The organism is Streptomyces sp. NPDC013157 (assembly GCF_042899865.1).
GTDB lineage: Bacteria > Actinomycetota > Actinomycetes > Streptomycetales > Streptomycetaceae > Streptomyces.
In genome coordinates, this window is record NZ_JBIBAK010000005.1 from 604,008 (window position 1) to 628,876 (window position 24,869).

At 72.9% G+C, this 24,869-nt stretch carries 25 protein-coding genes and 1 pseudogene; 12 read left to right on the forward strand and 14 right to left on the reverse strand.

The window, feature by feature from the left end; all coding sequences use genetic code 11:
• The first annotated feature begins 87 nt into the window (after window positions 1-87).
• Complete coding sequence (locus tag ACFY6U_RS19240) at window positions 88-1,047, forward strand: helix-turn-helix domain-containing protein (protein ID WP_390039660.1); 960 nt, start codon at window positions 88-90, stop codon at window positions 1,045-1,047.
• Window positions 1,048-1,566: 519 nt separating this feature from the next.
• Window positions 1,567-1,906 (forward strand): annotated as a pseudogene (locus ACFY6U_RS19245) (phosphotriesterase); the annotation flags it as partial.
• A gap of 97 nt (window positions 1,907-2,003) precedes the next feature.
• Here ACFY6U_RS19245 and ACFY6U_RS19250 read toward each other — a convergent pair.
• Entirely contained in the window at window positions 2,004-3,476 is a 1,473-nt protein-coding gene (locus ACFY6U_RS19250) for a ketol-acid reductoisomerase (RefSeq protein ID WP_390039662.1), read from the reverse strand.
• An 88-nt stretch (window positions 3,477-3,564) separates the two neighbouring features.
• On the opposite strand from ACFY6U_RS19250, the gene ilvY reads away from it, so the two are divergent.
• Window positions 3,565-4,419 carry an HTH-type transcriptional activator IlvY gene (ilvY, locus tag ACFY6U_RS19255; RefSeq protein WP_390039664.1) on the forward strand — a complete coding sequence of 285 codons (855 nt, stop codon included), beginning with the start codon at window positions 3,565-3,567 and terminating at the stop codon, window positions 4,417-4,419.
• Between the two features lie 18 nt (window positions 4,420-4,437).
• Here the strand turns inward: ilvY and ACFY6U_RS19260 are convergent, their stop codons facing one another.
• Together ACFY6U_RS19260 and ACFY6U_RS19265 are read right to left on the reverse strand one after the other, a co-directional pair.
• Window positions 4,438-5,673, reverse strand: a complete 1,236-nt coding sequence (locus tag ACFY6U_RS19260; protein ID WP_390039666.1) for an ROK family protein — start codon at window positions 5,671-5,673, stop codon at window positions 4,438-4,440.
• An 88-nt stretch (window positions 5,674-5,761) separates the two neighbouring features.
• Window positions 5,762-6,427 (reverse strand): alpha-ketoglutarate-dependent dioxygenase AlkB family protein, encoded by a 666-nt coding sequence (locus tag ACFY6U_RS19265; RefSeq protein ID WP_390039668.1) that lies wholly within the window; start codon window positions 6,425-6,427, stop codon window positions 5,762-5,764.
• A gap of 67 nt (window positions 6,428-6,494) precedes the next feature.
• Here ACFY6U_RS19265 and ACFY6U_RS19270 point away from each other — a divergent pair, with 67 nt between their 5' ends.
• Window positions 6,495-7,625, forward strand: coding sequence for a methyltransferase (locus ACFY6U_RS19270; protein ID WP_390039670.1), 1,131 nt, complete (start codon window positions 6,495-6,497; stop codon window positions 7,623-7,625).
• Here ACFY6U_RS19270 and ACFY6U_RS19275 read toward each other — a convergent pair.
• Window positions 7,612-8,478: a ketose-bisphosphate aldolase gene (locus ACFY6U_RS19275; protein ID WP_390039672.1), complete on the reverse strand. Its 867-nt coding sequence runs from the start codon at window positions 8,476-8,478 to the stop codon at window positions 7,612-7,614. The genes ACFY6U_RS19270 and ACFY6U_RS19275 overlap by 14 nt on opposite strands.
• Before the next feature lie 2 nt (window positions 8,479-8,480).
• Window positions 8,481-9,374, reverse strand: coding sequence for an SIS domain-containing protein (locus ACFY6U_RS19280; protein WP_390039673.1), 894 nt, complete (start codon window positions 9,372-9,374; stop codon window positions 8,481-8,483).
• Window positions 9,375-9,507: 133 nt separating this feature from the next.
• Here ACFY6U_RS19280 and ACFY6U_RS19285 point away from each other — a divergent pair, with 133 nt between their 5' ends.
• A complete protein-coding gene (locus tag ACFY6U_RS19285; protein WP_390039675.1) occupies window positions 9,508-10,287 on the forward strand; it encodes a DeoR/GlpR family DNA-binding transcription regulator in 780 nt (259 codons plus the stop codon).
• Window positions 10,288-10,323: 36 nt separating this feature from the next.
• Here ACFY6U_RS19285 and ACFY6U_RS19290 read toward each other — a convergent pair whose 3' ends face one another.
• From ACFY6U_RS19290 to ACFY6U_RS19300, 3 genes are all read right to left on the reverse strand, one after another.
• Complete coding sequence (locus ACFY6U_RS19290) at window positions 10,324-10,719, reverse strand: luciferase family protein (protein ID WP_351494871.1); 396 nt, start codon at window positions 10,717-10,719, stop codon at window positions 10,324-10,326.
• 204 nt (window positions 10,720-10,923) lie between these two features.
• On the reverse strand, window positions 10,924-11,853 hold the full coding sequence (locus ACFY6U_RS19295; protein WP_390039677.1) for a carbohydrate kinase family protein: 930 nt from the start codon (window positions 11,851-11,853) through the stop codon (window positions 10,924-10,926).
• Window positions 11,850-12,527 (reverse strand): class II aldolase/adducin family protein, encoded by a 678-nt coding sequence (locus tag ACFY6U_RS19300; protein ID WP_390039679.1) that lies wholly within the window; start codon window positions 12,525-12,527, stop codon window positions 11,850-11,852. The genes ACFY6U_RS19295 and ACFY6U_RS19300 overlap by 4 nt, the downstream gene beginning before the upstream one ends.
• 58 nt (window positions 12,528-12,585) lie before the next feature.
• On the opposite strand from ACFY6U_RS19300, the gene ACFY6U_RS19305 reads away from it, so the two are divergent.
• Window positions 12,586-13,299 carry a TetR/AcrR family transcriptional regulator gene (locus tag ACFY6U_RS19305; protein WP_390039681.1) on the forward strand — a complete coding sequence of 238 codons (714 nt, stop codon included), beginning with the start codon at window positions 12,586-12,588 and terminating at the stop codon, window positions 13,297-13,299.
• A 190-nt stretch (window positions 13,300-13,489) separates the two neighbouring features.
• Here the strand turns inward: ACFY6U_RS19305 and ACFY6U_RS19310 are convergent, their stop codons facing one another.
• A complete protein-coding gene (locus ACFY6U_RS19310) occupies window positions 13,490-14,275 on the reverse strand; it encodes a peptidoglycan-binding protein (RefSeq protein WP_390039683.1) in 786 nt (261 codons plus the stop codon).
• Window positions 14,276-14,345: 70 nt separating this feature from the next.
• Window positions 14,346-15,356, reverse strand: coding sequence for a helix-turn-helix domain-containing protein (locus ACFY6U_RS19315; protein WP_390039685.1), 1,011 nt, complete (start codon window positions 15,354-15,356; stop codon window positions 14,346-14,348).
• Between the two features lie 440 nt (window positions 15,357-15,796).
• On the opposite strand from ACFY6U_RS19315, the gene ACFY6U_RS19320 reads away from it, so the two are divergent.
• Complete coding sequence (locus tag ACFY6U_RS19320; protein ID WP_390039730.1) at window positions 15,797-16,909, forward strand: MFS transporter; 1,113 nt, start codon at window positions 15,797-15,799, stop codon at window positions 16,907-16,909.
• Window positions 16,910-16,925: 16 nt separating this feature from the next.
• Here ACFY6U_RS19320 and ACFY6U_RS19325 read toward each other — a convergent pair whose 3' ends face one another.
• A complete protein-coding gene (locus tag ACFY6U_RS19325; protein ID WP_390039687.1) occupies window positions 16,926-18,671 on the reverse strand; it encodes an alpha/beta hydrolase in 1,746 nt (581 codons plus the stop codon).
• Between the two features lie 122 nt (window positions 18,672-18,793).
• Here ACFY6U_RS19325 and ACFY6U_RS19330 point away from each other — a divergent pair, with 122 nt between their 5' ends.
• From ACFY6U_RS19330 to ACFY6U_RS19340, 3 genes are read left to right on the forward strand one after another with little or no spacing between them, the layout of a single operon-like run.
• Window positions 18,794-19,015 carry an arginine deiminase family protein gene (locus ACFY6U_RS19330; protein WP_390039689.1) on the forward strand — a complete coding sequence of 74 codons (222 nt, stop codon included), beginning with the start codon at window positions 18,794-18,796 and terminating at the stop codon, window positions 19,013-19,015.
• Window positions 19,016-19,028: 13 nt separating this feature from the next.
• The gene (locus ACFY6U_RS19335; protein WP_390039690.1) at window positions 19,029-19,733 is read left to right on the forward strand and encodes a CPBP family intramembrane glutamic endopeptidase; all 705 of its coding nucleotides are present in this window, start codon (window positions 19,029-19,031) and stop codon (window positions 19,731-19,733) included.
• A gap of 35 nt (window positions 19,734-19,768) precedes the next feature.
• On the forward strand, window positions 19,769-20,503 hold the full coding sequence (locus ACFY6U_RS19340; RefSeq protein ID WP_390039692.1) for a maleylpyruvate isomerase family mycothiol-dependent enzyme: 735 nt from the start codon (window positions 19,769-19,771) through the stop codon (window positions 20,501-20,503).
• Window positions 20,504-20,554: 51 nt separating this feature from the next.
• Here ACFY6U_RS19340 and ACFY6U_RS19345 read toward each other — a convergent pair whose 3' ends face one another.
• Window positions 20,555-20,956 carry a MarR family transcriptional regulator gene (locus ACFY6U_RS19345; RefSeq protein WP_351494848.1) on the reverse strand — a complete coding sequence of 134 codons (402 nt, stop codon included), beginning with the start codon at window positions 20,954-20,956 and terminating at the stop codon, window positions 20,555-20,557.
• Between the two features lie 86 nt (window positions 20,957-21,042).
• Here ACFY6U_RS19345 and ACFY6U_RS19350 point away from each other — a divergent pair, with 86 nt between their 5' ends.
• Together ACFY6U_RS19350 and ACFY6U_RS19355 are read left to right on the forward strand one after the other, a co-directional pair.
• Window positions 21,043-22,518 (forward strand): MFS transporter, encoded by a 1,476-nt coding sequence (locus ACFY6U_RS19350; protein ID WP_390039694.1) that lies wholly within the window; start codon window positions 21,043-21,045, stop codon window positions 22,516-22,518.
• A 73-nt stretch (window positions 22,519-22,591) separates the two neighbouring features.
• Window positions 22,592-22,876 carry a DUF6332 family protein gene (locus ACFY6U_RS19355; protein WP_390039696.1) on the forward strand — a complete coding sequence of 95 codons (285 nt, stop codon included), beginning with the start codon at window positions 22,592-22,594 and terminating at the stop codon, window positions 22,874-22,876.
• Here the strand turns inward: ACFY6U_RS19355 and ACFY6U_RS19360 are convergent.
• A complete protein-coding gene (locus tag ACFY6U_RS19360; RefSeq protein ID WP_390039698.1) occupies window positions 22,837-23,502 on the reverse strand; it encodes a response regulator in 666 nt (221 codons plus the stop codon). The two genes, ACFY6U_RS19355 and ACFY6U_RS19360, sit on opposite strands and share 40 nt — an antisense overlap.
• A complete protein-coding gene (locus tag ACFY6U_RS19365) occupies window positions 23,499-24,776 on the reverse strand; it encodes a sensor histidine kinase (protein WP_390039700.1) in 1,278 nt (425 codons plus the stop codon). The genes ACFY6U_RS19360 and ACFY6U_RS19365 overlap by 4 nt, the downstream gene beginning before the upstream one ends.
• Between the last annotated feature and the right edge of the window lie 93 nt (window positions 24,777-24,869).

The window sequence follows — 24,869 nt, forward strand, 5'->3', positions numbered from 1 at the left end:
GGCTGTCACGCGAGGGTGGGAGTCCCTGATGAGGGGGTCACTGACAGGGACCCCCAACCCGGCGGAAGCGCTCGTAGAGTGAAGCGCATGGCAGGCAGAAACGACCCCAACGGCAGCAACCGCGACATTCGTGCCGATTTCCGTGTGGAGATCCGGGAATTCCTGGGCACGCGGCGGGCCAGGGTCACCCCTGAGCAGGCCGGGCTGCCCGTGTACGGCGGAGAGCGCCGACGGGTCACGGGGCTGCGCCGCGAGGAGGTCGCCCTCCTCGCGGGCATCTCCAGCGAGTACTACACCCGGCTGGAGCGCGGCAACGCCACCGGCGTCTCTGAGAGCGTCATCGACGGCATCGCGCAAGCACTTCAGCTCGACGAGGCCGAACGCATCCACCTGCTCGACCTCCTACGCGGCGCCGCCACGACCCGCCCGCCACGCCGCCGCCCGGCCCAGCAGCGGGTCCGGCCCACGGTGCAGCGCGTCCTCGACTCGATGAGCGGCACACCCGCGTTCATCCTCAGCGGACGCGGGGACATCCTGGCCGCCAACCACCTCGGGCGTGCCCTGTTCTCCCCCGTCTACGCCGACCCGGTACGGCCGCCCAACAACGCCCGGTTCGTCTTTCTCAGCCCGCACGCGACCGAGTTCTTCCGCCACTGGGACGAAGTCGCCAACGACACGGTCGCCATGCTGCGCGCCGAGGCAGGCCGCGATCTGTACGACCGGCGGCTGACGGACCTGATGGGGGAGCTGTCCACCCGCAGCGAGGAATTCCGCCGCCGCTGGGCGGCCCACAACGTCCGGATGCACACCACGGGCGTGAAGCTCCTCCACCACCCGGTCGTCGGCGACCTCGACCTGCCCTTCGAAACCTTCCCGCTCCCCGACGGCCCCAGCCAGTTCCTCCTCACCTACACCGCCGAGCCCCACTCACCCTCGCAGGACGCCCTGAACCTGCTGGCCAGCTGGGCCACGGGCAACGAGGACATCGAGCGGTCCGCGCCGGCCAACGACTCCGAGCCCGCCGACTCGGGCGAGACACCCGACTGAACGACGGGCCACGCGAGGCGACATGCCCGCCAGCGAGAGCACCACAACTGACCACCCGGACGGCACCACCCATGGTGGCGTCCAAGAGCAGGATCCGCGGACAAACGGTGCTGGCGTCATGGACCTCCACGGTCACCCATCCCGGCCCGGCCTCCAGCCGGAACCCGGTCACCCCGCCCGCATGCCGCACCGCGTTGGTGAACAGCTCCGACACCACCAGCAATACCGCGTCCACCGCGTCCTCGCCCTCCGGCGCGGCCACGGCCAAGAACCCGCGGGACATGCCTGCGTCCTCATCAGGGGGATGCGCCATCACTGACATCCAGGAAATATGCAACCACCACTCTCACGGACGACGAACGGCGGCTCGCTGACGGGACATCAGACCGATGCTTCGCGCGATCTCGCCCCGGAGTTCGAAAGCAGGCACTGACCGTTTGACCTTGGGAGCAACAGCTTGCAACAGGCGAGAGAACGACGGGACTCCACCAAGCGGCCCACTGCGCACCGGAGCTGCTCCGGGTGATCCCCGGTCATCTCAACCGCTCCCCCGACATGGTCGTCCAGCGGCAGGCCGCCGCCTCCGGCTGCTGGCCGGCCTTCGACGGGCCGTCCCGGGCCAACCACGCCACCGACTGGCGGATGCCCGAGGCCGTACGGGCCCTGGCCGAGGCCGGGTTCGGGGACCGGGTGCTGCTCGGCGGGGACACCGTGGTGGCGCAGGCAGTCGGTGGACGGCGGCCCCGCGATGCCGTACCTGCTGCGGCGGGTGCGGCCCCGGCTGGTGGTCGAGCTGGGCACGGAACACGTCGCCCGCATCCTCACCGACAACCCGGCCCGGGCCTTCGCCGTCGACTGGCGCCGAGCGCTCCGCCGACAGTGCCGCCGTGTGCCGTGTGCCGTGTGCCGTGTGCCGTGTGCCGGCTGCGGCGCCGTCGTGGCCGGCCCCGATGCGCTCAGGCCACCGAGATGTCCACCGACGGGCGGAGCTTCGCCGCCGCGGCCAGCGCCTCGTGCGCCGGGTGGGCGTCGAAGGCGGCCAGCAGGTCCTGGTCGGCCGGGACTTGGGCCGCCGGGTAGGCGATCTGCTCGAGGGCCGCCTGGAAGCGCGGGCCCCAGCGGCGGGTGCCGAGGCGGGCCGTGCGGGAGCAGTTGTCGACCATGTACGCCACGTCGCGGGCGTGCATGTAGGGCAGCAGCGAGTCGACCGCCTCGATGACGGACTCGTTGACGATCTCCGACCAGGGGTGGCCGCGCTCGGCGAACTCGTCGATCTGCGCCGTCATCGTGGCCACGAACACACCGGCGGTGAACGGCTCGACGGGCAGCTCCCGTCCGGCCCGCCGGGCCCGTACCCGCTCCCCCGCCGCCCACATCGGCGAGCCGCCGATCCGGCTCATCTCCCGCTTCCCGAGCCGCCGTTCGGCGAGGATCACGCTCCGCAGCTCGGTGCCGTCGGCGACCTCGTCGTAGATCTCGGCGACGAGCTCGCGGGCCGGCCCGTAGGCCGCCGTGTACGCCCGGTCGAAGACCTCCCGGCCGGCCGGGTCGAGGTCCTCGCGGACGGCCCGCAGCCCGGCCCGGGAGATGGTCCGGGCCACGGGCCCGGTCACGTTCTCGCAGGACCGCTCGTACGCCGTCACCTCGTCGTCCCCGGCGAGCCGGTAGCGGGCGTACAGGCTCTCCACGATGCCGTGCACGGCACCGAGCAGAACGGCGCGTTCGCCGACGATGTCGGAGCGGTACTCGCTCTCCAGCGTGGTGCGGAAGGTGTATGGCGCGCCGAGCGCGACCGACCAGCCGAGGGCGAGGTCGGTGGCGCGGCCGTCGGGGTCGGCGTGCACGGCGAAACTGCTGTTGATCCCGGCGCCGTTGATCTCCGCGCCCTGTTCGTAGAGGCGGCGCACGGAGTCGCCCATGCCCTTGGGGCAGACCGCGATCACGCCGTGGCCGGCCGGGAAGTCGCCGCCGGTCGCCCTGAGGTGGCCGAGCAGGAAGCCGTGCGAGAGGCCGATGACCGCGCCGGGCTTGAGGGCCGCGAAGATCTCCCGGTGGTGGGAGGCGAGGGCGGCGTCGGCGATCAGCAGCAGGAGCAGGTCGCTGTCGGCGGCGACGGCGAGCCAGTCGCCGAGGGTGCCGTTCTCCTCGGTGAAGCCGTGCTCGCGGGCGTCGGCGGCCGAGGCGGAGCCGGGGCGCAGGCCGACGGTGACCGTGATGCCGGTGCCGGCGAGGGAGTCGCGCAGGTTGCGGGCCTGGGCGCGGCCCTGCGGGCCCCAGCCGAGGACGCCGATCCTGCGCACCCCGGCGAACGCCCGGGGCAGCAGGGGGAAGAGGTGCCGTCCGCCGCGCAGGATGGTCTCCGTGCCGCCGGGCACGTCCATGGTTTCCACTGCGAAGACGCCGGAGGTGTAGGTGGTCGTCGAGGTCATGGCCGAGTTGTAGGCTCCGGAAGGACGTTGCGGCAAGCGCAACTTCCGCAGCGGACTGTTGCGGATCACGAAAGGGCCTGGTCAGGGAGTGCGGGACGATCACCGGGCGCTGCGGCTCTTCCTCCACCTCGCGCAGTCACTGAACTTCGGGCGCACCAGCCTGGACTGCCACGTCAGCCCGGCGACGCTGACCCGGACCGTGCAGCGGCTGGAGGCGGAACTGGGCCACCGGCTGTTCGACCGGGGTCCGCGCGAGGTGTCCCTGACGGCTGAGGGCCAGCGCTTCCGCGAATACGCCGTACAGGCACTGGAGTTGTGGCAGGCCTACCGCGACGAACGCCCGGACCCGGCCGAACTCAGCGGCAGACTCGCGGTGTTCGCCACCGTGACCGCCTGTCAGGCGCTGCTGCCCGGCCTGCTGGCGCCGTTCCGTGCGGCGCACCCTCAGGTACGGCTGGATCTGCGCACCGGGGACGAGGCGGCCGCCCTTGCCCGGCTCGACGAGGGCGAGTCCGACGTGGCCGTGGCCGGGATCCCGGCGCGGCTCCCGGAGTCCCTGGTCGGCCGCACGGTGACGGTCACCGACCTGGTCCTGGTCACCGCACTCGACCGCCCGGACCCCGGCCTGGACGGCCCGTTCGTCCTCCCCCAGCGCGGACTGGTGCGCGAGGCGGCCGACCGCTGGTTCCGGGCGCGGGGGCGGCCCGTGGCCGTCGCCTGTGAACCGGACGGCCACGAGGCCCTGTTGACCCTGGTCGCCCTGGGCTGCGGTACGGGGGTGGTCCCCCGGCTGGTCCTGGAACACAGCGCGGTGCGGGACCGGATCGCGGTGCTGCCGGCCGACCCCGCGCCGGAGCCTTTCCCGATCGGGCTGTGCGTACGCCGGTCCGACCTCAGGCGGCCGCTGGTGGCGGCCTTGTGGAGCCTGACGGCACAGTGGTGACCGGGCCGCGGTGGCGGGTTACCGAAGTGCCCCGAGCGGGTCGTCCAGTACCGGCTGCCAGGCCAACTCGGCCGCGCCCACCAGGCTGTTGTGGCTCAGCGTGCACGGCAGGATCGGCACGCTGCCGCTCTGGCCCCACAGGCTGCGGTCGGCTACCACGGCACGCAGCCGCTCCGGGTCGGCGTCCAGCAGGGTGCGGTGCAGGCCGCCGAGGATGATCCGGTCGGGGTTGAGGATGTTGACCAGTCCCGCCAGGCCCAGGCCGAGGCGGTCGATCAGGGCCTCGGTGGCCCTGCGGACGGTCGGGTCGGCGTAGTGGTCGCGGATCAGGTCCTCGGCCTGCCGGAGCAGCGACACCTCGGGGCCGGGATCGCGGCCCGCCTCGATCAGCAGTGCCAGGGGATCGGCCTCCACGTCCAGACAGCCCCGGCTGCCGCAGTGGCAGGGCCGGCCCTCGGGGTTCACGGCCAGGTGGCCGACCTCCAGGGCGAGGCCCGAACTGCCCGTGTGCAGGCGGCCGTCCAGGACCAGCGCGCCGCCGACGCCCCGATGCCCGGTGGCCACGCACAGCAGGTCCCGGGCGCCCCGGCCCGCGCCGTGCCGGTGCTCGGCGAGCGCGGCCAGGTTCACGTCGTTGCCCGCGAACGCCGGGCCGGTGATCCCGGCCGCGCGCACGCACTCCGCGAAGATCCGGCGCACCGGCGCCCCCACCGGCCAGGCCAGGTGAAGGGGGTTGAGGGCCAGGCCCTCCGGTTCGGCTACGGCGGACGGCACGGCGAGACCCGCGCCGACACAGCGGCGGCCGGTGCTGCGCAGGAGGTCGGCGCCCGCCTCGACCACCGAGCCGAGCACCTTCGCCGGGTCGGCGTCGACGGCCTCGCAGCCGGGCGCGGTCGCGACGATCCGGCCGCCCAGGCCGACCAGCGCCGCGCGGAAACCGTCGGCGTGGATCTGCGCGGCGAGGGCGACGGGACCGCTCTCGGCGACCTCCAGGCGGTGGGAGGGGCGGCCCTGCGAACCCGCGGCGGCGCCGGGGTGGGCGTCGACCCTGATCAGGCCGAGCGCCTCCAGTTCGGCGGCGACGGCGCCGGCCGTGGCCCGGGTGACGCCGAGCTCCGCGGTGAGCACCGCGCGGGTGGGGGCGCGGCCGGTGTGCACGAGTTCCAGCGCGGGGCCGAGTGCGCCGCGTCCTCGGTCCAACCGGGGTTTCGAGGTTCCGTTCCCCGTCGGGCCGGGGGCCGCCTTTCCGCTCATGGGAGGGAGTCTGCCATGATCCGTAGTCCTGAACGCCGCGGGTGCGTTGTGGCTGGTCGCGCAGTTCCCCGCGCCCCTGAAAGGGCGCTCAAGTGAGGGCACCTCCCAAGCCGCTCACTCTCAGTGTGACGTTGAGCCGGCCGGTCAGGCCCAGCTCCGCCGGTCCCGTGCCCGGGTGCACCCTCGGCACCCCGTGGTAGGCGAGCCGCGACTCTCCCCCGAACACGAACAGGTCCCCCGACCGCAGCTCCACGTCCGTGTACGGCCTGCCCCTGCTCTCGGTGTTGCCGAAGCGGAACACGCACGTGTCCCCCAGGCTCAGCGACACCACCGGTGCGTCCGACTTCTCGTCGGCGTCGCGGTGCATGCCCATGCGGGCGTCGGCGTCGTAGAAGTTGATCAGCGCGATGTCGTACGACAACCCGCCGACCGCCTCCGGCCCCAGGGCGTCGGTCACCGCGCGGCGGCCCAGTTCGTCGAGCCAGGCGGGGAACGGCTTCACGGGGCTGCCGTCGCCGTCGACGACCGTGCGGGCGTAGGCGTACGGGTGCCAGTGCCAGCCCAGGCAGACCTGGCGGGCGGTCATGGTGCCGCCGCCGGGCGTGCGGACCGTGCGCAGGCCCGCCGGGGGCCGGGCCCAGTCGCGGCAGGCGGCGAGCAGCGCGCGCTGCCGGTCCGGGTCCAGCCAGTCGGGGACGTGCACGGCGCCCGGTGCGATGCGGGCGCACGCCCTCGGGAACAGTTCGTCCTCCATGCCCCCATCCTGCCCGACCAGGCCTGAGCTGCGGTTCCGCTAGCCTGGACACACGATGAGCGACCGTATGACGACTGCCTGGGGCGAGTTCGAGCTGTCCCGTTTCCCGGAGGATCCGCGCGACCGGCTGCGTGCCTGGGACGCCTCCGACGCGTACCTGCTGCGGTATCTCGACCAGGACCGGACCGGGCTGTCCGGCACGGTCGTGGTGCTCGGCGACCGCTGGGGCGCGATGGTCACCGCGCTGGCGGAGCACCGTCCGGTGCAGATCACCGACTCGTACCTGAGTCAGGAGGCGACCCGCGCGAACCTGGCGCGCGCGGGTGTCGAGCCGGGCGCCGTGCGGTTGCTGACCACCCAGGATCCGCCGCCGGAGCGGGTGGACGTGCTGCTGGTGCGGGTGCCGAAGAGCCTGGCGCTCCTTGAGGACCAGCTGCTGCGGCTGGCGCCCGCCGTGCACGCGGGGACGGTCGTGATCGGCACCGGCATGGTCAAGGAGATCCACACGTCGACGCTCCGGTTGTTCGAGCGGATCCTCGGGCCGACCCGGACCTCGCTGGCCGAGCAGAAGGCCCGGCTGATCCACTGCACGCCGGATCCGTCACTGGAGCGCCCGGAGAACCCGTGGCCGTACAGCTACGCGCTCCCCGCCGGGATCGGCGCGGTCTCCGGGCGTACGGTCGTCAACCACGCGGGCGTCTTCTGCGCCGACCGGCTCGACATCGGTACGCGGTTCTTCCTGGCGCATCTGCCGGAGGGAGGCCGCCGGATCGTGGACCTGGGGTGCGGGAACGGGGTCGTGGGCACGGCGGTGGCGCTGGCCGACCCGACGGCCGAGGTGCTGTTCGTGGACGAGTCGTTCCAGGCGGTCGCCTCGGCGGAGGCCACCTACAAGGCCAACGGGGTGCCCGGGCATGCCGAGTTCCGGGTCGGCGACGGGCTGGCCGGGGTCGCGGCCGGGAGCGTGGACGTGGTGCTGAACAACCCGCCGTTCCACTCCCATCAGGCGACCACCGACGCGACGGCGTGGCGGATGTTCAGCGGGGCGAAGCGGGCACTGCGGCCGGGCGGCGAGCTGTGGGTGGTCGGCAACCGGCACCTGGGCTACCACGTGACCTTGCGCCGCCTGTTCGGCAACAGTCAACTGGTCGCGAGCGACCCTAAGTTCGTGGTGCTGAAGGCGGTCAGCCGCGGGTAGTCCCGCCGGCCAGTACGCCGATGATCCTGGTCACCTCCCGGGCCATCGCCGCACGGCCGGCACCGAGGTACGTACGGGAGTCGACGGCATCGGGGTGGTCCGCGAGGAAACGGCGGACGGACGCGGTCATCGCCATGTTGAGCGCCGTGCCGACGTTGACCTTGGCGATGCCGCCGCCGACCGCGGCGACCAGCCCCTCGTCCGGGACGCCGGAGGAGCCGTGCAGGACGAGCGGGACCGGCACGGCGGCCGAGAGACGTCCCAGCAGGTCGTGGTCGAGGGCGGCGGTGCGGGTGGTCATGGCGTGCGTGCTGCCGATCGCCACGGCCAGCGCGTCCACACCGGTGCCGGCGACGAAGTCCCGTGCCTCGGCGGGGTCGGTGCGCGCCCCGGGAGCGTGCGCGTCCAGGGCCGGCCGACCGTCCTTTCCGCCGACCTCGCCCAACTCCGCCTCGATCCAGAGGCCTTGGCCGTGCGCCCAGTCGACGGCGGCCGCGGTCGCGGCGAGGTTCCCGGCGTACGGCAGCCGGGACGCGTCGTACATCACCGAGCTGAATCCGGCGTCGGGTGCCTGCCGGAGCAGGTCGTCGCTGCGGACGTGGTCGAGGTGCAACGCGACGGGCACGTGCGCACGTTCGGCGGCCGCGGTGGCGGCGCGGGCCAGCGGGAGGAGACGTCCGTGCCGGAACTTCACGGCGTTCTCGCTGACCTGGAGGACGACGGGGGAACCGGCGGCCTCGGCACCGGTGACGACGGCTTCCACGTGTTCCAGGGTGATGACGTTGAACGCCGCGACGGCGGACCTGGCTTCGGCGGCGCGGGCCAGCAGTGTGCCGGTGGCTGCGAGGGGCACGCTCACTCCTCGCCGGTCGGGGTGAGGATCACCGAGCGGGTGAGGTGGCGCGGTCGGTCGGGGTCGAGGCCCCGGGCGGCGGCCACGGCGACGGCGAGGCGCTGGGCGCGGACCAGTTCGGCGAGCGGGTCGAGGGTGCCCTGGATCCACAACCCTCCGGTGGCGCCGACCTGTTCGGCGAGTCCGGCGGGGGCCGGGCCGAACATCCAGGTGGCCGTGGTGCGGGTGCTGATGCTGATCGGGCCGTGCCGGTACTCCATCGCCGGGTAGGCCTCGGTCCAGGACAGCGAGGCCTCGCGCATCTTGAGCCCGGCCTCGCTCGCGAGTCCGACGGTCCAGCCGCGCCCGAGGAAGGTGAACTGGATGCAGTCGACCAGCCCCGGCGGCAGCGGAGTCGCCAGTGCGGTGCGGGCGTCGGCGACCGCGGCGTCGGTGTGCAGGCCGAGGTGGGCGCGGAGCAGGGTGAACGCGCTGGTGGCGAACCGGGTCTGGACGACCGAGCGTTCGTCGGCGAAGTCCAGGACGACGAGGTCGTCGGCGGCCTCCGTCACGGGGGTCGCGGGGTCCGCGGTGATCGCTGCGGTGCGCACCCGTCCCTTCAACTCAAGCAGCAGCTCAAGGACTTCGGTGGTGGTACCGGACCGGGTGAGGGCCAGGACCCGGTCGTACGACCGCCCGTGCGGGAACTCCGAGGCGGCGAAGGCGTCCGTCTCGCCGTGCCCCGCGGACTCGCGCAGGACGGCGGCGGCCTGGGCCATGAAGTACGAGGTGCCGCAGCCGACGATCGCGACCCGCTCGCCCGGGGCCGGGAGGGCGTGGGCCTGGCGGGTGGCCTCGGTGGCGGCACGTGTCCAGCAGTCGGGCTGGCTGTTCAGCTCCTCGGTGATGTGTGACATACCACTGCCCCTCCCCTGGACGGCCAATGTGATTGTTCTTGCAAGATAAGGCCAGCTTTCAATCACAATCAAGCATCCTGCCGAAAACCAGGTGCGCTAAGGTCACCAGGAGTGCGAGGAACGGAGGCGGCGGATGTCCCGCGACGCCCGCTGGAAGGCACTGCTCGAGCTGCTGGTCGAGCGCGGCCGCCTCGAGGTCGAGGAGGCCGCGGCCGAGCTGGCGGTCTCGGCGGCCACCATCCGCCGGGACCTCGACCAGCTCGCCGAGCAGCAGATGCTGGTGCGCACCCGGGGCGGGGCGGTGGTGCACGGGGTGTCGTACGAGCTGCCGTTGCGCTACAAGACGGCCCGGCAGGCCTCGGAGAAGCAGCGGATCGCCAAGGCGGTGGCGGACCTGGTCGCGCCGGGCGAGGCGGTGGGGCTCACGGGCGGTACGACCACCACCGAGGTGGCCCGCGCCCTGGCCGTGCGCGGAGACCTCGGCACCGGTACGCCGGCGCTGACGGTCGTCACGAACGCGCTCAACATCGCGAACGAGCTCGCGGTGCGGCCCCAGTTCAAGATCGTGGTGACGGGCGGGGTGGCGCGCCCGCAGTCGTACGAGCTCATCGGGCCGCTCGCGGACGGGGTGCTGGGACAGATCACCCTCGACGTGGCCGTGCTCGGGGTGGTCGGCTTCGACGTCGTCCACGGGGCCGCGGCCCATGACGAGGCGGAGGCCGCGGTCAACCGGCTGCTGTGCGAGCGTGCGGCCCGCGTGGTCGTCGCCGCCGACTCCAGCAAGCTGGGCGGGCGGGCGTTCGCCCGGATCTGCGCGGCGGAACTGGTGGACACGCTGGTGACGGACGCGGCGGCGGCGCCGGAGACGGTGCGCCGGTTCGAGGAGGCGGGGATCCGGGTCCTGGCCGTGTGAGTGTGACGCGGTACGGCCCTGCGACTCGGCTCGCTGTCACATCCCGCTGGTGTCGGCGCTGACGAATCCCGCGCCCCGCTGGTCGTTGCAGCCGAACACCGGCCGGTCGGCCGGGTCGGGCCAGCTCTGCTGGGCCTGGAGGGCGACACTTACGAGGGTCAGCAGCAGGTCGACGTCGCTCGCGGCGTCGAGTCGTATGGTCACCCACTGCGAGCCCGGGACGATCCGGATCGCCCCCGTGCCCTTGAGGTCCTTGGCGAAGTGCCGGATGGCGTGGGTGGTGAGACGCAGGTCCACGTCGCGGTCGGAGTGGAAGTGCGCGATCTCGCCCTGCACCGAGCTCACGGCCTGCCCCAGACCGCAGCTCGGTACGGCCTGGGTCAGGTCGGGCCAGGTCGCCAGTTGCGCCAGAGCGCGCGAGGCCAACGTCATGGGGCCATCATGGCCCGCTCACTCTCCGGTAACCAACTAGCGAGCAGTTATTAACCGAGCTGTTGCCGGACTCCGTCCGAACACAGACACCCGGGACGAGTGCATATCCGCAGGAATTCAGTGGTTCGAGGGACGGAAGGTACCTCTCGGGCGTCCGGGACGGCCGTGGCCGGCGTCACGTTGCACGCAGGTCCGACACCTGCCCTACGCGCGCCTGACGGCCGTCGCCGCGAACGCGTCGGCGGCGGCGAGGTCGAAGTCCCCGTGATCGCTGCCGAGACCCTGGGCGACCAGGGCCGCCACGGCGTTGCCGAGGACGGCGGAGTCGTGCGGGGTGCGGCCCAGCCCGATGCCGTAGACGAATCCGGCCGAGAAGGCGTCGCCGCAACCGGTGGTGTCGACGACGTCGATCTCGAAGGCGGGCACCGGCTCGGCACCCTCGGCGGTGACCAGCAGCGCGCCGTCACCGCCCCGGGTGACCGCGACCAGCCCGGCGCCGGCGCCGACCAGCTTCTTCGCGCCCGCCAGCAGGTCGTCCTCGCCGGAGAAGCCCAGTACCTGGTCGTCGTTGGGGAGGAGGTGGTCGACGTACGGCAGCGCGGCCGCGATCTGCTCGAAGCCGCCGAGCACGCCGGGCGCGAGCAGGTCCACGGAGGTCGTCACGCCGTGCTCCTTGGCGAAGTGCAGGATGCGCGCGGCGGCCTCGACGCCGATCAACTCCGGGCCGCCGAGGTGGAGATGGTCGGCCTCGGCGAGGGCGTCCCAGGGCACGTCGTCGACGCCATAGGTGATGTTGGCGCCGAGCAGGTGCAGGGAGGGCCGGTCGCCGTTGGGGCGGATGGGCAGCACGCTCGCCGAGGTGGCGGTGTCGGCACGGCGGACGAGGAAGGCGGTGTCGATCCCGGCCCTGCCGAGCAGTTGGACCAGCATGTCGCCGGTCGCGTCGGCACCGACGGCCCCGGCACTCCGCACGGTGGCGCCGAGCTTGGCGAGGCTCAGTGCGGTGCCGCCGGCGGTCCCGGCCGCGGTCATCCTGATGTCCTCGACCAGGGTGGCGCCCTGACCCTCGGGTATCGCGTCCACCGGCCGGACCAGCACGTCCAGCACGTGCACGCCCATCGTGACGACTCTCATGGCTTGCCCTCCTGCAGGGATCGGGTGGTGCCGTAGTTCCGGGCTATCGCGGCCTCGATCACCGCGAGTTGCTGCCGCTCGTCCAGGACGCGGGGCGTTCCGAGGGCCGCCGCGTGCTGGTAGACACCGCAGGCCCATTCGAGCAGCAGGGCGTTCTCGACGGCCTTGTCGAGGGTCGGGCCGACGGCGACCGAGCCGTGGTTGGCCATCAGCGCGGCACTGCGGCCGTCGAGTGCGATGAGTACCGACTCGGCGAGTTCCGGGGTGCCGAAGGTGGCGTACGGCGCCACTCGCACAGTGCCGCCGAGGGCGAGCAACTGATAGTGGATGCAGGGCAGTTCGTCGAGGACGCAGGAGAGGGCGGTGGCCATGGGGGCGTGCGTGTGGACGACCGCGCCGGCGCCGTAGCGCCGGTAGACCCCCAGGTGCAGGTCGAGTTCGGAGGTCGGCTGCAGGGTCCCGGCGACGACCTTGCCGTCCAGATCGACCACCGTCACCTGGCCCGCGGTGAGTTGGGCGAGCACCGCGCCGGTCGCGGTGACCGCGACCAGGTCCCCCACCCGCACGCTGACGTTGCCCGCCGTGCCGATCAGCAGGCCCGCCGCCCCCAGGCGTCGGCAGACGTCCGCCACCGCGGCCCGCTCCTGCACCAGCGCGGAGCTTGAGTCCGTCATGGCCGCGACGGTAACGTAAACCTGAAACAAAGTCACGTTCAGATTCAGGGGTGGTCACGTGAGCGGGCCGGCCGCCGAGGAGACCGGGGCCGTGCTGCGCCGTACTCCCCAACAGGCCCGCAGCAAAGCCCGGTTGGCGCGTGTACTCAAGGCGGCTGAGCGCGTTCTGACAGCCGAGGGCGTACCGGCCCTGACCACCACCCGGGTCGCGGCCGAGGCCGGGGTCTCGGTCGGCTCGCTGTACCAGTACCTGCCCGACCGGGACGCGATCATCGACGCGCTGGCCGCGACCTACTTCGCCCAGCTCGAAGCGGTGATGGAGGAGTTCGTGCGCAGCGCGGCGACCGAGCGCTGGTCCGACCCGGTCGGCGTGCTGATCGACACCTACGCCGGGCTCTACCGCACCGAACAGGGCTTCAGGGCCCTGTGGTTCGGCAGCGGTCTGACGGACCGGACCCGGGCGGCGGACCGGGAGCACAAGCGCCGGATGGCCGACGGGGTGTGCCGGGTCCTGCTCGCGCTCGGCATCGCCGGCGACATCGAGGGGCTCGGCCACGCCTGCCATGCCGCCGTCCTCGCCGCCGACGCGCTCGCCCAGGAGGCCTTCCGCTGCGACGCCGAGGGCGACGCCGCCCTCCTCGAAGAGGCGAAGGTCATGCTGCGCGCCTACCTCACGGCCCTGGCCGGGAGACACGGTCGGCGGGACGGCGATGCGGTGGGCACCGGTCCGCTCGACGGGCCCGTTCCCGGAGCGGCCGGACGCCCGGAGTAGGCGGCGTGTGGTCGGGCAGTTCGCGCGGGTGCTTCGGGCCCGGCCCCTGCCCACGGGTCGAGGTGGACGAAACGGTGCCGCGCGAACACACGATTCGCACGGCATGCCGGGCCGGTGCGTCCCCCCGGCCCGAACGGGCGAACGCCCTCCCGGATCCGAAGCTCTGGGCCGGGCTGCCCCCCCCGGATTCTCAGAAGCTGCCCGCGTTGAGCGCCTTCTGGAGCCCTTCCGTGGTCCGCTTACCCCAGTCCCCGTCCTGGGTGACACCGACGTGCACCTGGAGAGCCTTGATCGTCTGCGGACCGATCTGCCCGTCGACGGGCACATGGAGGTGGCTCTGGAGTGCCTTCTTGGTGTTCGGTCCGAAGGCGCCGTCAGCGGTCACGCCGAGCACCCACTGCAGCGCCTTGATGGTTTTCGGTCCGAACCCGCCGTCCACGGCGAGCGGGCAGTACGGGTTGTGGTTCGAGGACGGCGGAGTGGGCGAGCCGGTGCCGCCGCCGGGCAACCGGAGACAGGTGAGGGGCTCGCCCCGGTGCGAGTTCGCCTCGTCCGCAAGGGTGGTGCGGATCGGGTCGGCCTCCTGGCCGTGGGACACGCACAGCGCCCCGAGGCCCTTGGCCGCGCTCTCGACGAGGATGACGACGTGCGTACCCGTGCCCGCGCCGAAGACCACGAAGTCCCCGGGCCGGGTCTCGGCAGCGGTGATGTGCTCGCAGTGGTCGAGCATCGTCCCGGTGTAGCCCTGCCCGTTGAACCCGGAGCCGTTCGGGTCCCCGGCCCCGCTCCACTTCGCCATGATCGTGGCGAAGCCCGAGCAGTCGGTGGAGAAGGGAAGCGCGTGCACGGCTATGCCGATGGGCATCGGCCGGGCCTGCGAGTAGTGGATGTCCGCGTTGTGCTGGACCCCCCACAGACAGTTGCTCACCATCGCCTGCCGGACCTGTGCCGTGGTTGCCTGAGCGGTAGTACTCATCCTGCACTCCTGTTCGTGAACCTGTTGGACACGGTGTCAGTGCGCAGGGGGTGACGTCGTTGGCGCAGCGTCACCGGTTCATTGACGCTGCGTCCACCGCCGTACCTCCCGCCGCCAGGACCTGGCGGCGGTAGTCGCCCGGGGGCACACCGTGCGCGGTACGGAAGGCGCGGCTGAAGTCGGCGGCGTGGTGGAAACCCCAGCGTGCGCCGAGGGCGTGGACCGGGTGGTGGCGCAGCCGCGGGTCGGCGAGGTCGGCCCGGATGCGCTCCAGGCGCAGGTGGCGTATCCAGGCCGCGACGGTGAGTTCACGGTGCTGGAAGAGCCGGTGCAGATAGCCGAGGGATATGTGGTGGTGGGCGGCGACCACGGCGGGCGTCAACTCGGGGTCCGCGAGGTTGAGTTCGATGAACGCCTCGATCCGGGTGAGCAGCGCCTGGCGTCGGGTCTCCGGGAGCAGCCGGTCCTCGGCGTCGATGTACGAGGCCAGTGTGGCGGCGGCCAGGTCGAGGGCCACCTCGCCCAGCCGCCGGACCTCGCGCTCGCCGACCTCTCCCCGCCGGACCACCCCGGCGACGCCGACCAGGCAGCGGGCGAAGACGGCGCTCATCCCGGTGGCGCCGGACATGCCTCGCGCGAGCAGCGGGTTCAGCCGCTCAGGGCGTAACGGCAGCGCGGTCCTGGGCAGTTGCAGCATCACCAGCTCCCCGCGGCCGGCCCCGGGCAGGGCACGGGTCTCGAAGGGCTGGGAGGTGTCGTGGAGCAGCAACTGGCCCGCGGTCAGCCGGGCCTCGTTGTCCCCCTGGGCGAAGTACAGCTCGTTCGCCATGACGATGCTGAGCCCGTACCGTTCGGGGTCCGAGCGGCGCACCAGGGCCGACGAGCGCACGGACCGCATCTCCGGGTAGTCCAGCGCCGTCAGCACGACCGGGCCCAGCTCCGCCACCGTCACCTCGGAGCGGAAGTCGTCGGCGTGCGGGCTGCTGACCATCGACGGCACGACGTCCTGGGCCATCTGCTCGCACCACCACGGAAACCGGTCGGCGACCGGCAGGTCCTCGGTGCGCAGAGTCACGATCACGCGCTGTCCTCCCCCGGAAAGTCAACGAAAACAGGACAGCACAGCAGATTCAACGCACCGTCATGGAAGCCCCAAACCGGCCCTTCGCCCTCGCAACCACTGGGTCAACTTGCCGTCGTCTTACGTCCCGGGGCGACAGTGGCGACCATCCAGGCCATCCAGGCCATCCGGGTGTCCAGCCGGGACGAGTTCAGCAGTCCGAAGGCGACGGGCGCCGCCTGGACAACCGTCCAGGCGGCGCGAAAGAGGGGCGTCGCCCACTCTCCCCGGTCCTGCGGATCCCGGCCGCCGAGCGCGCGGCATACGCCCTTGCCCGGGTCGGCGGTCTCACCTAGCCTGAGTTTGTGCCGCCAATAAACAAAACCCGTTCGCACACCGTCGTGCCGGGCCGCCCGCTCGTCCTGACCCGTCTCCGCATCGCGCTGACCGTCTTCTTCGCCATGGACGGCTTCATCTTCGCCGGGTGGGTCGTCCGCATCCCGGCCATCAAGGAACAGACCGGCGCCTCGGCCAGCGCCCTGGGGCTCGCCCTGCTCGGCGTCTCGGCCGGAGCCGTGATCACGATGACGTTCACCGGACGGCTGTGCCGCCGCTACGGCTCCCACCCCGTGACCGTCGCCTGCGCCGTCCTGCTCTCCCTGAGCGTCGCCCTGCCGCCGCTCACCCACTCGGTCCCGGCCCTCGGCGCCGTACTGCTGGTGTTCGGCAGCGCCTACGGCGGCATCAACGTCGCGTTCAACAGCGCCGCGGTCGACCTGGTACGAGCCCTCCGGCGCCCGATCATGCCCAGCTTCCACGCCGCTTTCAGCCTGGGCGGCATGCTCGGCTCCGGCCTGGGCTCACTGATCGCCGGCCTGCTGACCCCCACGCAGCACCTGCTCTGCCTCACCGCCGTCGGCCTTGTGGTCACCTTTCTCGCAGGCCGCACGCTTCTTCGCACTCCCCCGCCGGTCACCCCCGAGGACGACGCACCCCGGGCGGCATCCACGCCGCACCGCCCGGCACGCCGCACCCGGCTGCTCGTCGTCACGTTCGGCCTGATCGCCCTGTGCACGGCCTACGGCGAGGGGGCCATGGCCGACTGGAGCGCCCTGCACCTGGAGCAGGACCTCGGCGCCGCACCCGGCGCGGCCGCCGTCGGCTTCTCCTGCTTCGCGCTCGCCATGACCGTCGGCCGGCTCAGCGGGACGAAGCTGCTCGAGGCCCTGGGCCAGACACGCACCCTGGTGTTCGGCGGCGCGACCGCCGCGGCCGGCATGCTGGTCGGCGCGCTCGCCCCGGCCCTGTGGGCGGCCCTCATCGGGTTCGCGATCACCGGGCTCGGCCTCGCCAACCTCTTCCCCGTGGCCATCGAACGCGCGGGCAGACTGGCCGGCCCCGACGGCGTCGCCATCGCCTCCACCTTCGGCTACGGCGGCATGCTCCTGGGACCGCCCGCCATCGGCTTCATGGCGGACTGGCTCTCCCTCCCCACCGCCCTCACCACCGTCGCCGCCCTCGCCGCCACCGCCGCGGCCATCGCACTGCTGACCCGGCGCACGGCGGGGCACTGACGGAGTTCCCGCCCCCTCAGTCCAGCAACCCCGGCTCCCGCACCGACTCCAGCACCCCGGCCAGTCTCGCGGTGTCGGCGTCCGTCCACCCGGGTGGGGTCGTGATCTCCGCCCAGGCGCTCGTCGGCAGGGTTCCGTACCGGTGGCCGAAGCCCTCCGGCACGCTGTCGGCGCCGGCCAGGTCGCAGGCCACCTGCCAGAACGTCAGCAGCGGATACCACTGCATCGCCGGTGAGACGTCCCGGGCGCGTGGCCGGTCGAGCCAGTCCGGCCGGTGGAAGGCGAGGCCGGGCGACCACCAGACGACCGGATCGGAGCCGTTCTGGAGGTAGACCGCGCGGGGCTCGCCCCAGGGCGCGGCCGGGATGCCGTAGTCCGCCGGTACCTGCGCGAAGCGCACATGCGCCCCGTCGGCGACCACCGGCCGCCACTCGGGGCTGCCCGGCTGCCGTTGCACGGTGACGGACTTCCACAGCGGGTTGTCGTAGGTCGGCCCGACGAACAGCGCGCCGCCCGTCTCCGCGACGAGCGTGGGCAGGGAGCCGTTCAGGGCGGACTCCATGGAGAAGGAGCCGAGGCTCTCGCCGTAGACGAGCAGCCGGGGGCGGGAGGCCGCGGGGAGGGTCCGCCACTTGGCGTAGACGGCGTCGAAGAGGGCTCGTCCGGTGCCTGCGGCCTCGTCCTCGGTGAGCGCCGAGACCCAGCTGGGAAGGTAGGAGTACTGCATGGCCACCATGGCGGTGTCGCCGCCCCACATGTACTCCAGGGGTCTGCTGCCCTGGTCGTTGATCCAGCCGGTGCCGGTGGTGCCCATGACGGCGAGGATCCTGCGGGAGAAACCGCCGGTGCGTTCGAGTTCGCGTACGGCGAGGGCGGCGCGTTCGTCGGGGGTGTCGGCGGAGCGCAGGCCGACGTAGACCCGTACCGGATCGTCGGCCGGGCGGCCGGTGAACGCGGTGATGTCGGCGCGGGTCGTGGCGGTACCGACGAAGTTGCGGCCCTGGGCGCCCAGCGTGTCCCAGTGGGCTGCGGACTCCGGGCTGCCGGAAAGGGTGGGCAGGCCGGGCTGGTGGACGCCCTCGGCGGTGCCCTGGTCGGCCAGGGAGGCGGTGCTCTCGATCGCGTCCAGTGCCGCGTTCAGCAGGAATCCCTGGACGACTCCGACGATCACGAAGGCGGCCAGGACGACCCCGGTGGCGCAGGCGACGGGGCGCGCGACGAGGGCGTCGAACGCGTGGGCGGCGAGGCGGGTGCCGAGCCGTACCGTCCGGGCGACCAGGAGCAGGAGCGTCGCGACGAGCGCGGCCACGACCGGGACCAGCGCCCACTGCCACCGGACGATGTCCGGGGGCAGGGTCACCGCTCGGCGGACCTGGCCCTCCCAGCGGACGCTCCAGGCGGTGACGGTGATCACCGCGGCGGCACCGAGCACGCCCAGGGCGGTCCGCAGGGTGCGGCGGACACGGGGACGGACGCGGACGGCCGCCCAGCGGAGCAGCAGCCGGGCGAGGGTCTCCAGTACGGCACCGACGGCGTAGCCGACGGCCGCCGAGACGCCGGCCGCGAGCCCCTGCAGCCACCAGGCCCGCGGGAGCAGGGAGGGGGTGAGGGACAGGCAGTAGCACAGGATGGCCACCGCGATCCCGCCCCAGCACGGCCGCCGCCGGACCACCCGGTCGGGGCCCAGGTGCCCGCGCACCCGCTCCGCCGTCCGCCGGGTCCAGTCCTTCGTACGATTCAGAGCCCTGCCCGCACCACTCACTTCGCCACCTCGGGACCACGATCGGCCACCGCACCCGCCGCCGCATCCGGAAGATCCTTCCGGACCCCTCTCCCCTCCGGGAAAAGGTGCGGAGCCACACGAGGTGTCCCATCGTGGTGGGCATGGCCGAGGCCCGGACGACCGAGCGCGCCACCCCGTTCGCCGGCGTGGTCGCGCCGGAGCCGGGCGTGGTCACCGGCTGCGACCACGCCGGCCGGCCCCAGACCTCGCTGCGGAAGGCGGGTACCGAGGTCGTCACCGTCGTCGGCGCCGCACCGGGCCGGGCCCGTGGCGGCGGGCACCGCATGACCTGCCCGCCGCTTCGCCACCCGGCCGGGTCCTGACATCGCGCCCGCCATGCCGCTCCCCCGGCTCCCGACCCGTGCCGCCGTGGCGGCGGCAGTGGCCGTGCTGGTGCTGGCGAACCTGCTGGACAATCGCTGGGCCGGTTCCTGGATACTGCTCACCGCGGTCGTCGCCCCGGCCGTCCTGGTGGGGCTGCTGTTCTGGGCCGGGGGCAGTTGGCCGGAGCTGGGGCTGGGCCGGAACACCCTTGCTGACGGGGTGCGTTGGGGAGCGGCCCTGATCGGGATCGTCGCGGCGGTCTATCTGTGCGCGGCCCTGCCCCCGGTCACCCGCGGGCTGTTCGCGGACCAGCGGACGGACGCGCTGAGCGGTTCGGAGATCGCCTTCAAGGCGCTGGTCGCGGTGCCCGTGGGGACGGTGCTGCTGGAGGAGACCGCCTTCCGCGGGGTGCTGTTCGCGCTGCTGTGCCGTCTGCGCACGCCCACGACGGCCGCCGTCCTGTCCTCCGTGCTCTTCGGCCTCTGGCACATCCTGCCCTCGCTGAACCTCGGCAAGGAGAAGCCGACGCTGGGTTCGCTCTTCGGGCACTCGGCCGCCGGGGCGGTCCTGGTGGACGTCGGCGCCGTGCTGTTCACGGCCGTCGCGGGCTGTCTGCTGTGCTGGCTGCGCGATCGCAGCGGCTCCCTGCTGGCGCCGATGGCCCTGCACTGGGCGGTCAACGCCCTGGGGTACGCGGTGGGGTTCCTGCTGCGCTGACGGCAGGAACGGCCGCTTTCCGGCAGACTCGCGGCATGGAGACTGCTGAGTTTCTCGAGATCCTCGACCGGGAGGGCCGGTTGCTGGCCGCGGCCGCCGCCGGGGCGGGGCTCGACGCCCCGGTGCCCACCTGCCCGGAGTGGCAGGTGCGCGATCTGCTGCGGCACACCGGCACCATCCACCGGTGGGCCGCCGGTGTCGTCGCCGACGCCTGGACCTCGCCCCGCCCCGTCCCGGAGCCCCCGGACATCGACGGCACGGAACTGACGGACTGGTACCGGGACGGCCATCGCCGGCTGATCGACACCCTGGGCGGCGCGCCGCAGGACGTGACGTGCTGGACCTTCCACCCCGCCCCCGTCTCCTCACCGCTGGCCTTCTGGCTCCGCCGGCAGGCCCATGAGACGACCGTGCACCGGTACGACGCCGAGGCCGCGCGGGGCGGCCCGGCGACGCCGGTCGGCACGGGCTTCGCGGTCGACGGCATCGACGAACTGCTGCGCGGCTTCCACGCCCGCACGCGCAGCCGGGTCCGCAGCGAGCACCCGCGGGTGCTGGGAGTGCGCACGGTGGACACGGACGCGGCCTGGACCGTGCGGCTGTCGGAGGGACCGCCGGTCACGGAACTCGGTGCGCCCCATGATGCGAGGGCCGAACTGGCCGGTCCCGCCGATCAGTTGTACCTGGCCCTGTGGAACCGGGTGCCGGTGCCGAAGGTGGTCGGCGATCCGGAGCTGGCCGACCTGTGGCTGACGAACTCCGGGATCTGACCGGCCGGCGACGGCGAACGGCCTCACCGGCCTGGGCCGGACCCGCCGGGCTCAGCCCGCCTCGGCGGCCAGCATCCGGGTGAGCACCGCGCGCTGCACCGGCAGCACCTCGCCGTGCAGCGCACGCCCCTTGCCGGTGAGCGCCACCCGCACGCCCCGCCGGTCCTCCGGGCACATGGCCCGCTCGACCAGGCCGTCCTTCTCCAGGCGGGCGATGAGCCGGGAGAGCGCGCTCTGGCTGAGGTGCACCCGCTCGGCGATCTCCTGCACCCGGAAGCTGCAGACGCCGTCCGCCGCCGGGCCGTCGGAGAGCAGGTCGAGGACCTCGAAGTCACTGCCGCACAGGCCGTGTCCGTGCAGGGCACGGTCCAGCTCGCACTGGGTGCGGGCGTGCAGGGCCAGGATGTCCCGCCATTGCTCCACGAGCGCCTGTTCGGGCTTCTTCGCCGCCATCCGGGCACCGTAGCAGAGAATTCGGATTGTTGCATCGTAATTAAATGCGTTTGCATTCCATGCATGTGCATGTAGTGTCTCGGTCCATGACCTCTCCGCTCACCGCCCCCGCTTCCGACGGACGCTGGACTCCCCGGCTCTGGGGCACCCTGCTGGTGCTCTGCGCCGCCATGTTCCTGGACGCACTGGACGTGTCGATGGTCGGTGTCGCCCTGCCGTCGATCGGCTCCGACCTGCACCTGTCCACCTCGACGCTGCAATGGATCGTCAGCGGCTACATCCTGGGGTACGGCGGCCTGCTCCTGCTCGGCGGCCGCACCGCCGACCTGCTCGGCCGGCGCCAGGTGTTCCTCGTGGCCCTCGGCGTCTTCGCGCTCGCCTCGCTCCTCGGCGGCCTCGTCGACTCGGGTCCGCTGCTGATCGCCAGCCGCTTCATCAAGGGCCTGAGCGCGGCCTTCACCGCGCCGGCCGGCCTCTCGATCATCACGACCACGTTCCCGGAGGGCCCGCTGCGCAACCGCGCCCTCTCCATCTACACCACCTGCGCGGCCACCGGCTTCTCCATGGGCCTGGTGCTGTCCGGCCTGCTCACCGAGGCCAGCTGGCGCTTCACCATGCTGCTGCCCGCACCCATCGCCCTGATCGCGCTCCTGGCCGGCCTCAGGCTGCTGCCGCGCAGCTCCCGTGAGCGCGACCACAACGGCTACGACATCCCCGGCGCGATCCTCGGCACCGCCTCCATGCTGCTCCTGGTGTTCACCGTCGTGGAGGCGCCGCAGGTGGGCTGGGCGTCGGCCCGCACCCTGCTCTCCTTCCTCGCGGTCGCCGTCCTGCTGACCGTCTTCGTCCAGGTCGAACGCCGTTCCCCCGGACCGCTCATCCGCCTCGGCGTGCTGCGCTCGGGCAACCAGGTCCGCGCCCAGCTCGGCGCGATCGCCTTCTTCGGCTCGTACGTCGGCTTCCAGTTCCTGACCACCCTCTACATGCAGTCCCTGCTCGGCTGGTCCGCCCTGCACACCGCCCTGGCCTTCCTCCCCGCGGGCGCGCTGGTGGCCGTGTCCTCGACCAAGGTCGGCGCGATCGTGGACCGCTTCGGCACCCCGCGGCTCATCGCGGCGGGCTTCGCGTTCATGGTCGTCGGATACGCCCTGTTCCTCCGCGTCGACCTGAGCCCGGCCTACGCGGCGGCGATCCTCCCGTCGATGCTGCTGATCGGTGCGGCCTGCGCGCTGGTGTTCCCCTCCCTCAACATCCAGGCCACCAACGGCGTCGACGACCACGAGCAGGGCATGGTCTCCGGGCTCCTCAACACCTCGGTGCAGGTGGGCGGGGCCATCTTCCTGGCGATCGTCACGGCCGTGGTCACCGCGGGCGCGCCCGCCCACGCGACCCCGCAGGCCGTGCTCGACAGCTATCGTCCCGGGTTCCTGGTGGTGGCGGTCGTGGCCCTCGCCGGGCTGCTGATCACGCTCACGGGTCTGCGCACCCGGCGCCCGCAGCAGACCGTCGTGATCGCCAAGTCCACCTCCCTGGAGGCGGAGCGCGTGTCCGCACGCGACTGAACGGGGACGCCTGCGAACCTGTGCCCGGCGGGGCCTGTTGCCCCGCCGGGCACACGGCTGTGAGACTGCCGGGATGACGACGTACGGGGGGCGGCGCGGTCAGGCCGAGCGGGACGCGATCACCGTCGAGATCGGATACGCGCTGTGCAGTGCGGTGTTCGCGGCCGTGCTGGTCTTCGGGGCGGTGGCCGGTCCGGCGCTGCTGTTCTCGCTGCCCCGCGGCCCGGAGCGCGTGCTGCCCGTCGTGGGCGCGGTGCTCGCCGCCGTGGTGTTCCTCGCCCGGGTGGTGAGCGTGCTGGTCCGTTTCCAGCGCTCGGCTCAGCCCAGCCAGCCCGGCCGCACCAGCCCCGACTCATAGGCCAGGACGACCAGTTGGGCGCGGTCGCGGGCGCCCAGCTTGATCATCGTGCGGCTCACGTGGGTCTTGGCGGTGAGGGGGCTGACGACCAGGCGGCGGGCGATCTCCTCGTTGGACAGGCCGATGCCGACCAGGGCCATCACCTCACGCTCCCGCTCGGTGAGCCGGGCGAGCACGTCGGCGGCGGCCGGCTCCTTGGAACGGGCCGCGAACTCCGCGATCAACCGGCGCGTCACCCCCGGCGACAACAGCGCGTCGCCGGCCACCACCGCCCTGACCGCGCGCACCAGTTCGTCCGGTTCGGTGTCCTTGACCAGGAAGCCGGAGGCGCCGGAACGGATCGCCTCGAAGACGTACTCGTCGAGCTCGAACGTCGTCAGCATGACCACCTTGACGTCCGCCAGCTCCGGTTCGCGGGTGACCCGCCGGGTCGCGGCCAGTCCGTCCAGACGCGGCATGCGGATGTCCATCAGGACGACGTCGGGGCGCAGTTCACACACCTTGCGCAGCGCCTCCTCGCCGTCCGCCGCCTCACCGGTCACCTCGATGTCCGGCTGCGCGTCGAGCAGCGCCCGGAAACCGGCCCGCACCAGCGACTGGTCGTCGGCGAGCAGCACCCGGATCATCGGTCCTCCCGGTCGGTCCGGTCGTCCAAGGGCAGTACGGCGAGTACCCGGAAGCCCCCGTCGGCGCGCGGCCCCGCCTCGATCGTGCCACCCAGGGCGGCCGCCCGCTCCCGCATCCCGGCCAGCCCGTTCCCGCTGCCGCCCGCGTCCGCCCCGGTCGCCGGACCGTCGTCGTCGATCCGCAACCGCAGCTCCCCTCCCCCGTGTTCGAGCCGCACGCGCGCCTGCCGCGAACCCGAGTGCCGTACGACATTGGTGAGCGCCTCCTGCACGATGCGGAAGGCGGCCAGGTCCGCGCCGGGCCCCAGGCGCGGCGGCTCCCCCGTCACGTCCACGGCGAGGCCGGCGCCCGCCGCCTGTTCCACCAGTTCCGGCAGCCGGCCGAGACCGGGCGCGGGCGCCCGCGGCGCGTCTCCCGGGGAGCGCAGGGTGTCGAGCACCTGGCGCACCTCGCCGAGCGCCTCCTTGCTGGCCGCCTTGATGGTGGTGAGCGCCGACCTGGCCTGCTCCGGGTCGGAGTCGAGCAGCGCGAGGCCCATGCCGGCCTGGACGTTGATGACCGAGATGCTGTGCGCCAGGACGTCGTGCAGCTCCCGGGCGATCCGCAGCCGTTCCTCGTCCGCGCGCCGCCGGGCCGCCTGGGCGCGGTCGGCCCGCTCCCGTGCCCACTGCTCGCGCCGCAGCCGGACCAGCTCGGCCAGCGAGACGATGATCAGCACCCAGGTGGCGACGATCACCTCCTGGCCGAGGCTGGCCCCCCTGTCGCCCGGCGGCGGAAGCCACCGGTACAGCCAGAGCGAGATCAGCAGATGCCCGGCCCACAGCATTCCGAGCGCCGCCCAGGCGGCCCGGCGGTGCCCGGCGACGACGGTACTGAAGCAGGCCACCGCGACCGCCGCGAAGACCGGCCCGTACGGGTAGCCGGCACCGAGATAGACCAGGGTGAGCGCGGCGGTGCCGAACGCCACCGTCACCGGATGCCGGTGCCGCCACAGCAGCAGGGCACAGGTGGCGAGGAGCAGCAGGCGGGCGCAGGCGTCGAGGTGCTCACGGTGGGGCTGGGTGTGGGCGGCGAAGTGCGAGCCCGCCAGCACGAGGATGGTCAGCAGCAGGGTGGAGCGCCAGGGCATGCGGGGGCGACGGATCCCATCGGTGCCGGGGCCGCGGCCGTTGGCGGTGTCGGTGCCTTCCGGGTGGTTCCACCACGGGGGGCCGGAGTGCCACCACTGGGCGGGACCGCGCTCCCGTACCCGCTGCTCGTCCATGACCGCCACGCTAGACCCGTACTTCGCGGGTCGTTGATTCGTATGGTGTGATCGGTCCGGGGGTGTCCCGGGCCGGGGGTGTGGCGTTGGGTGGGGTGTGTC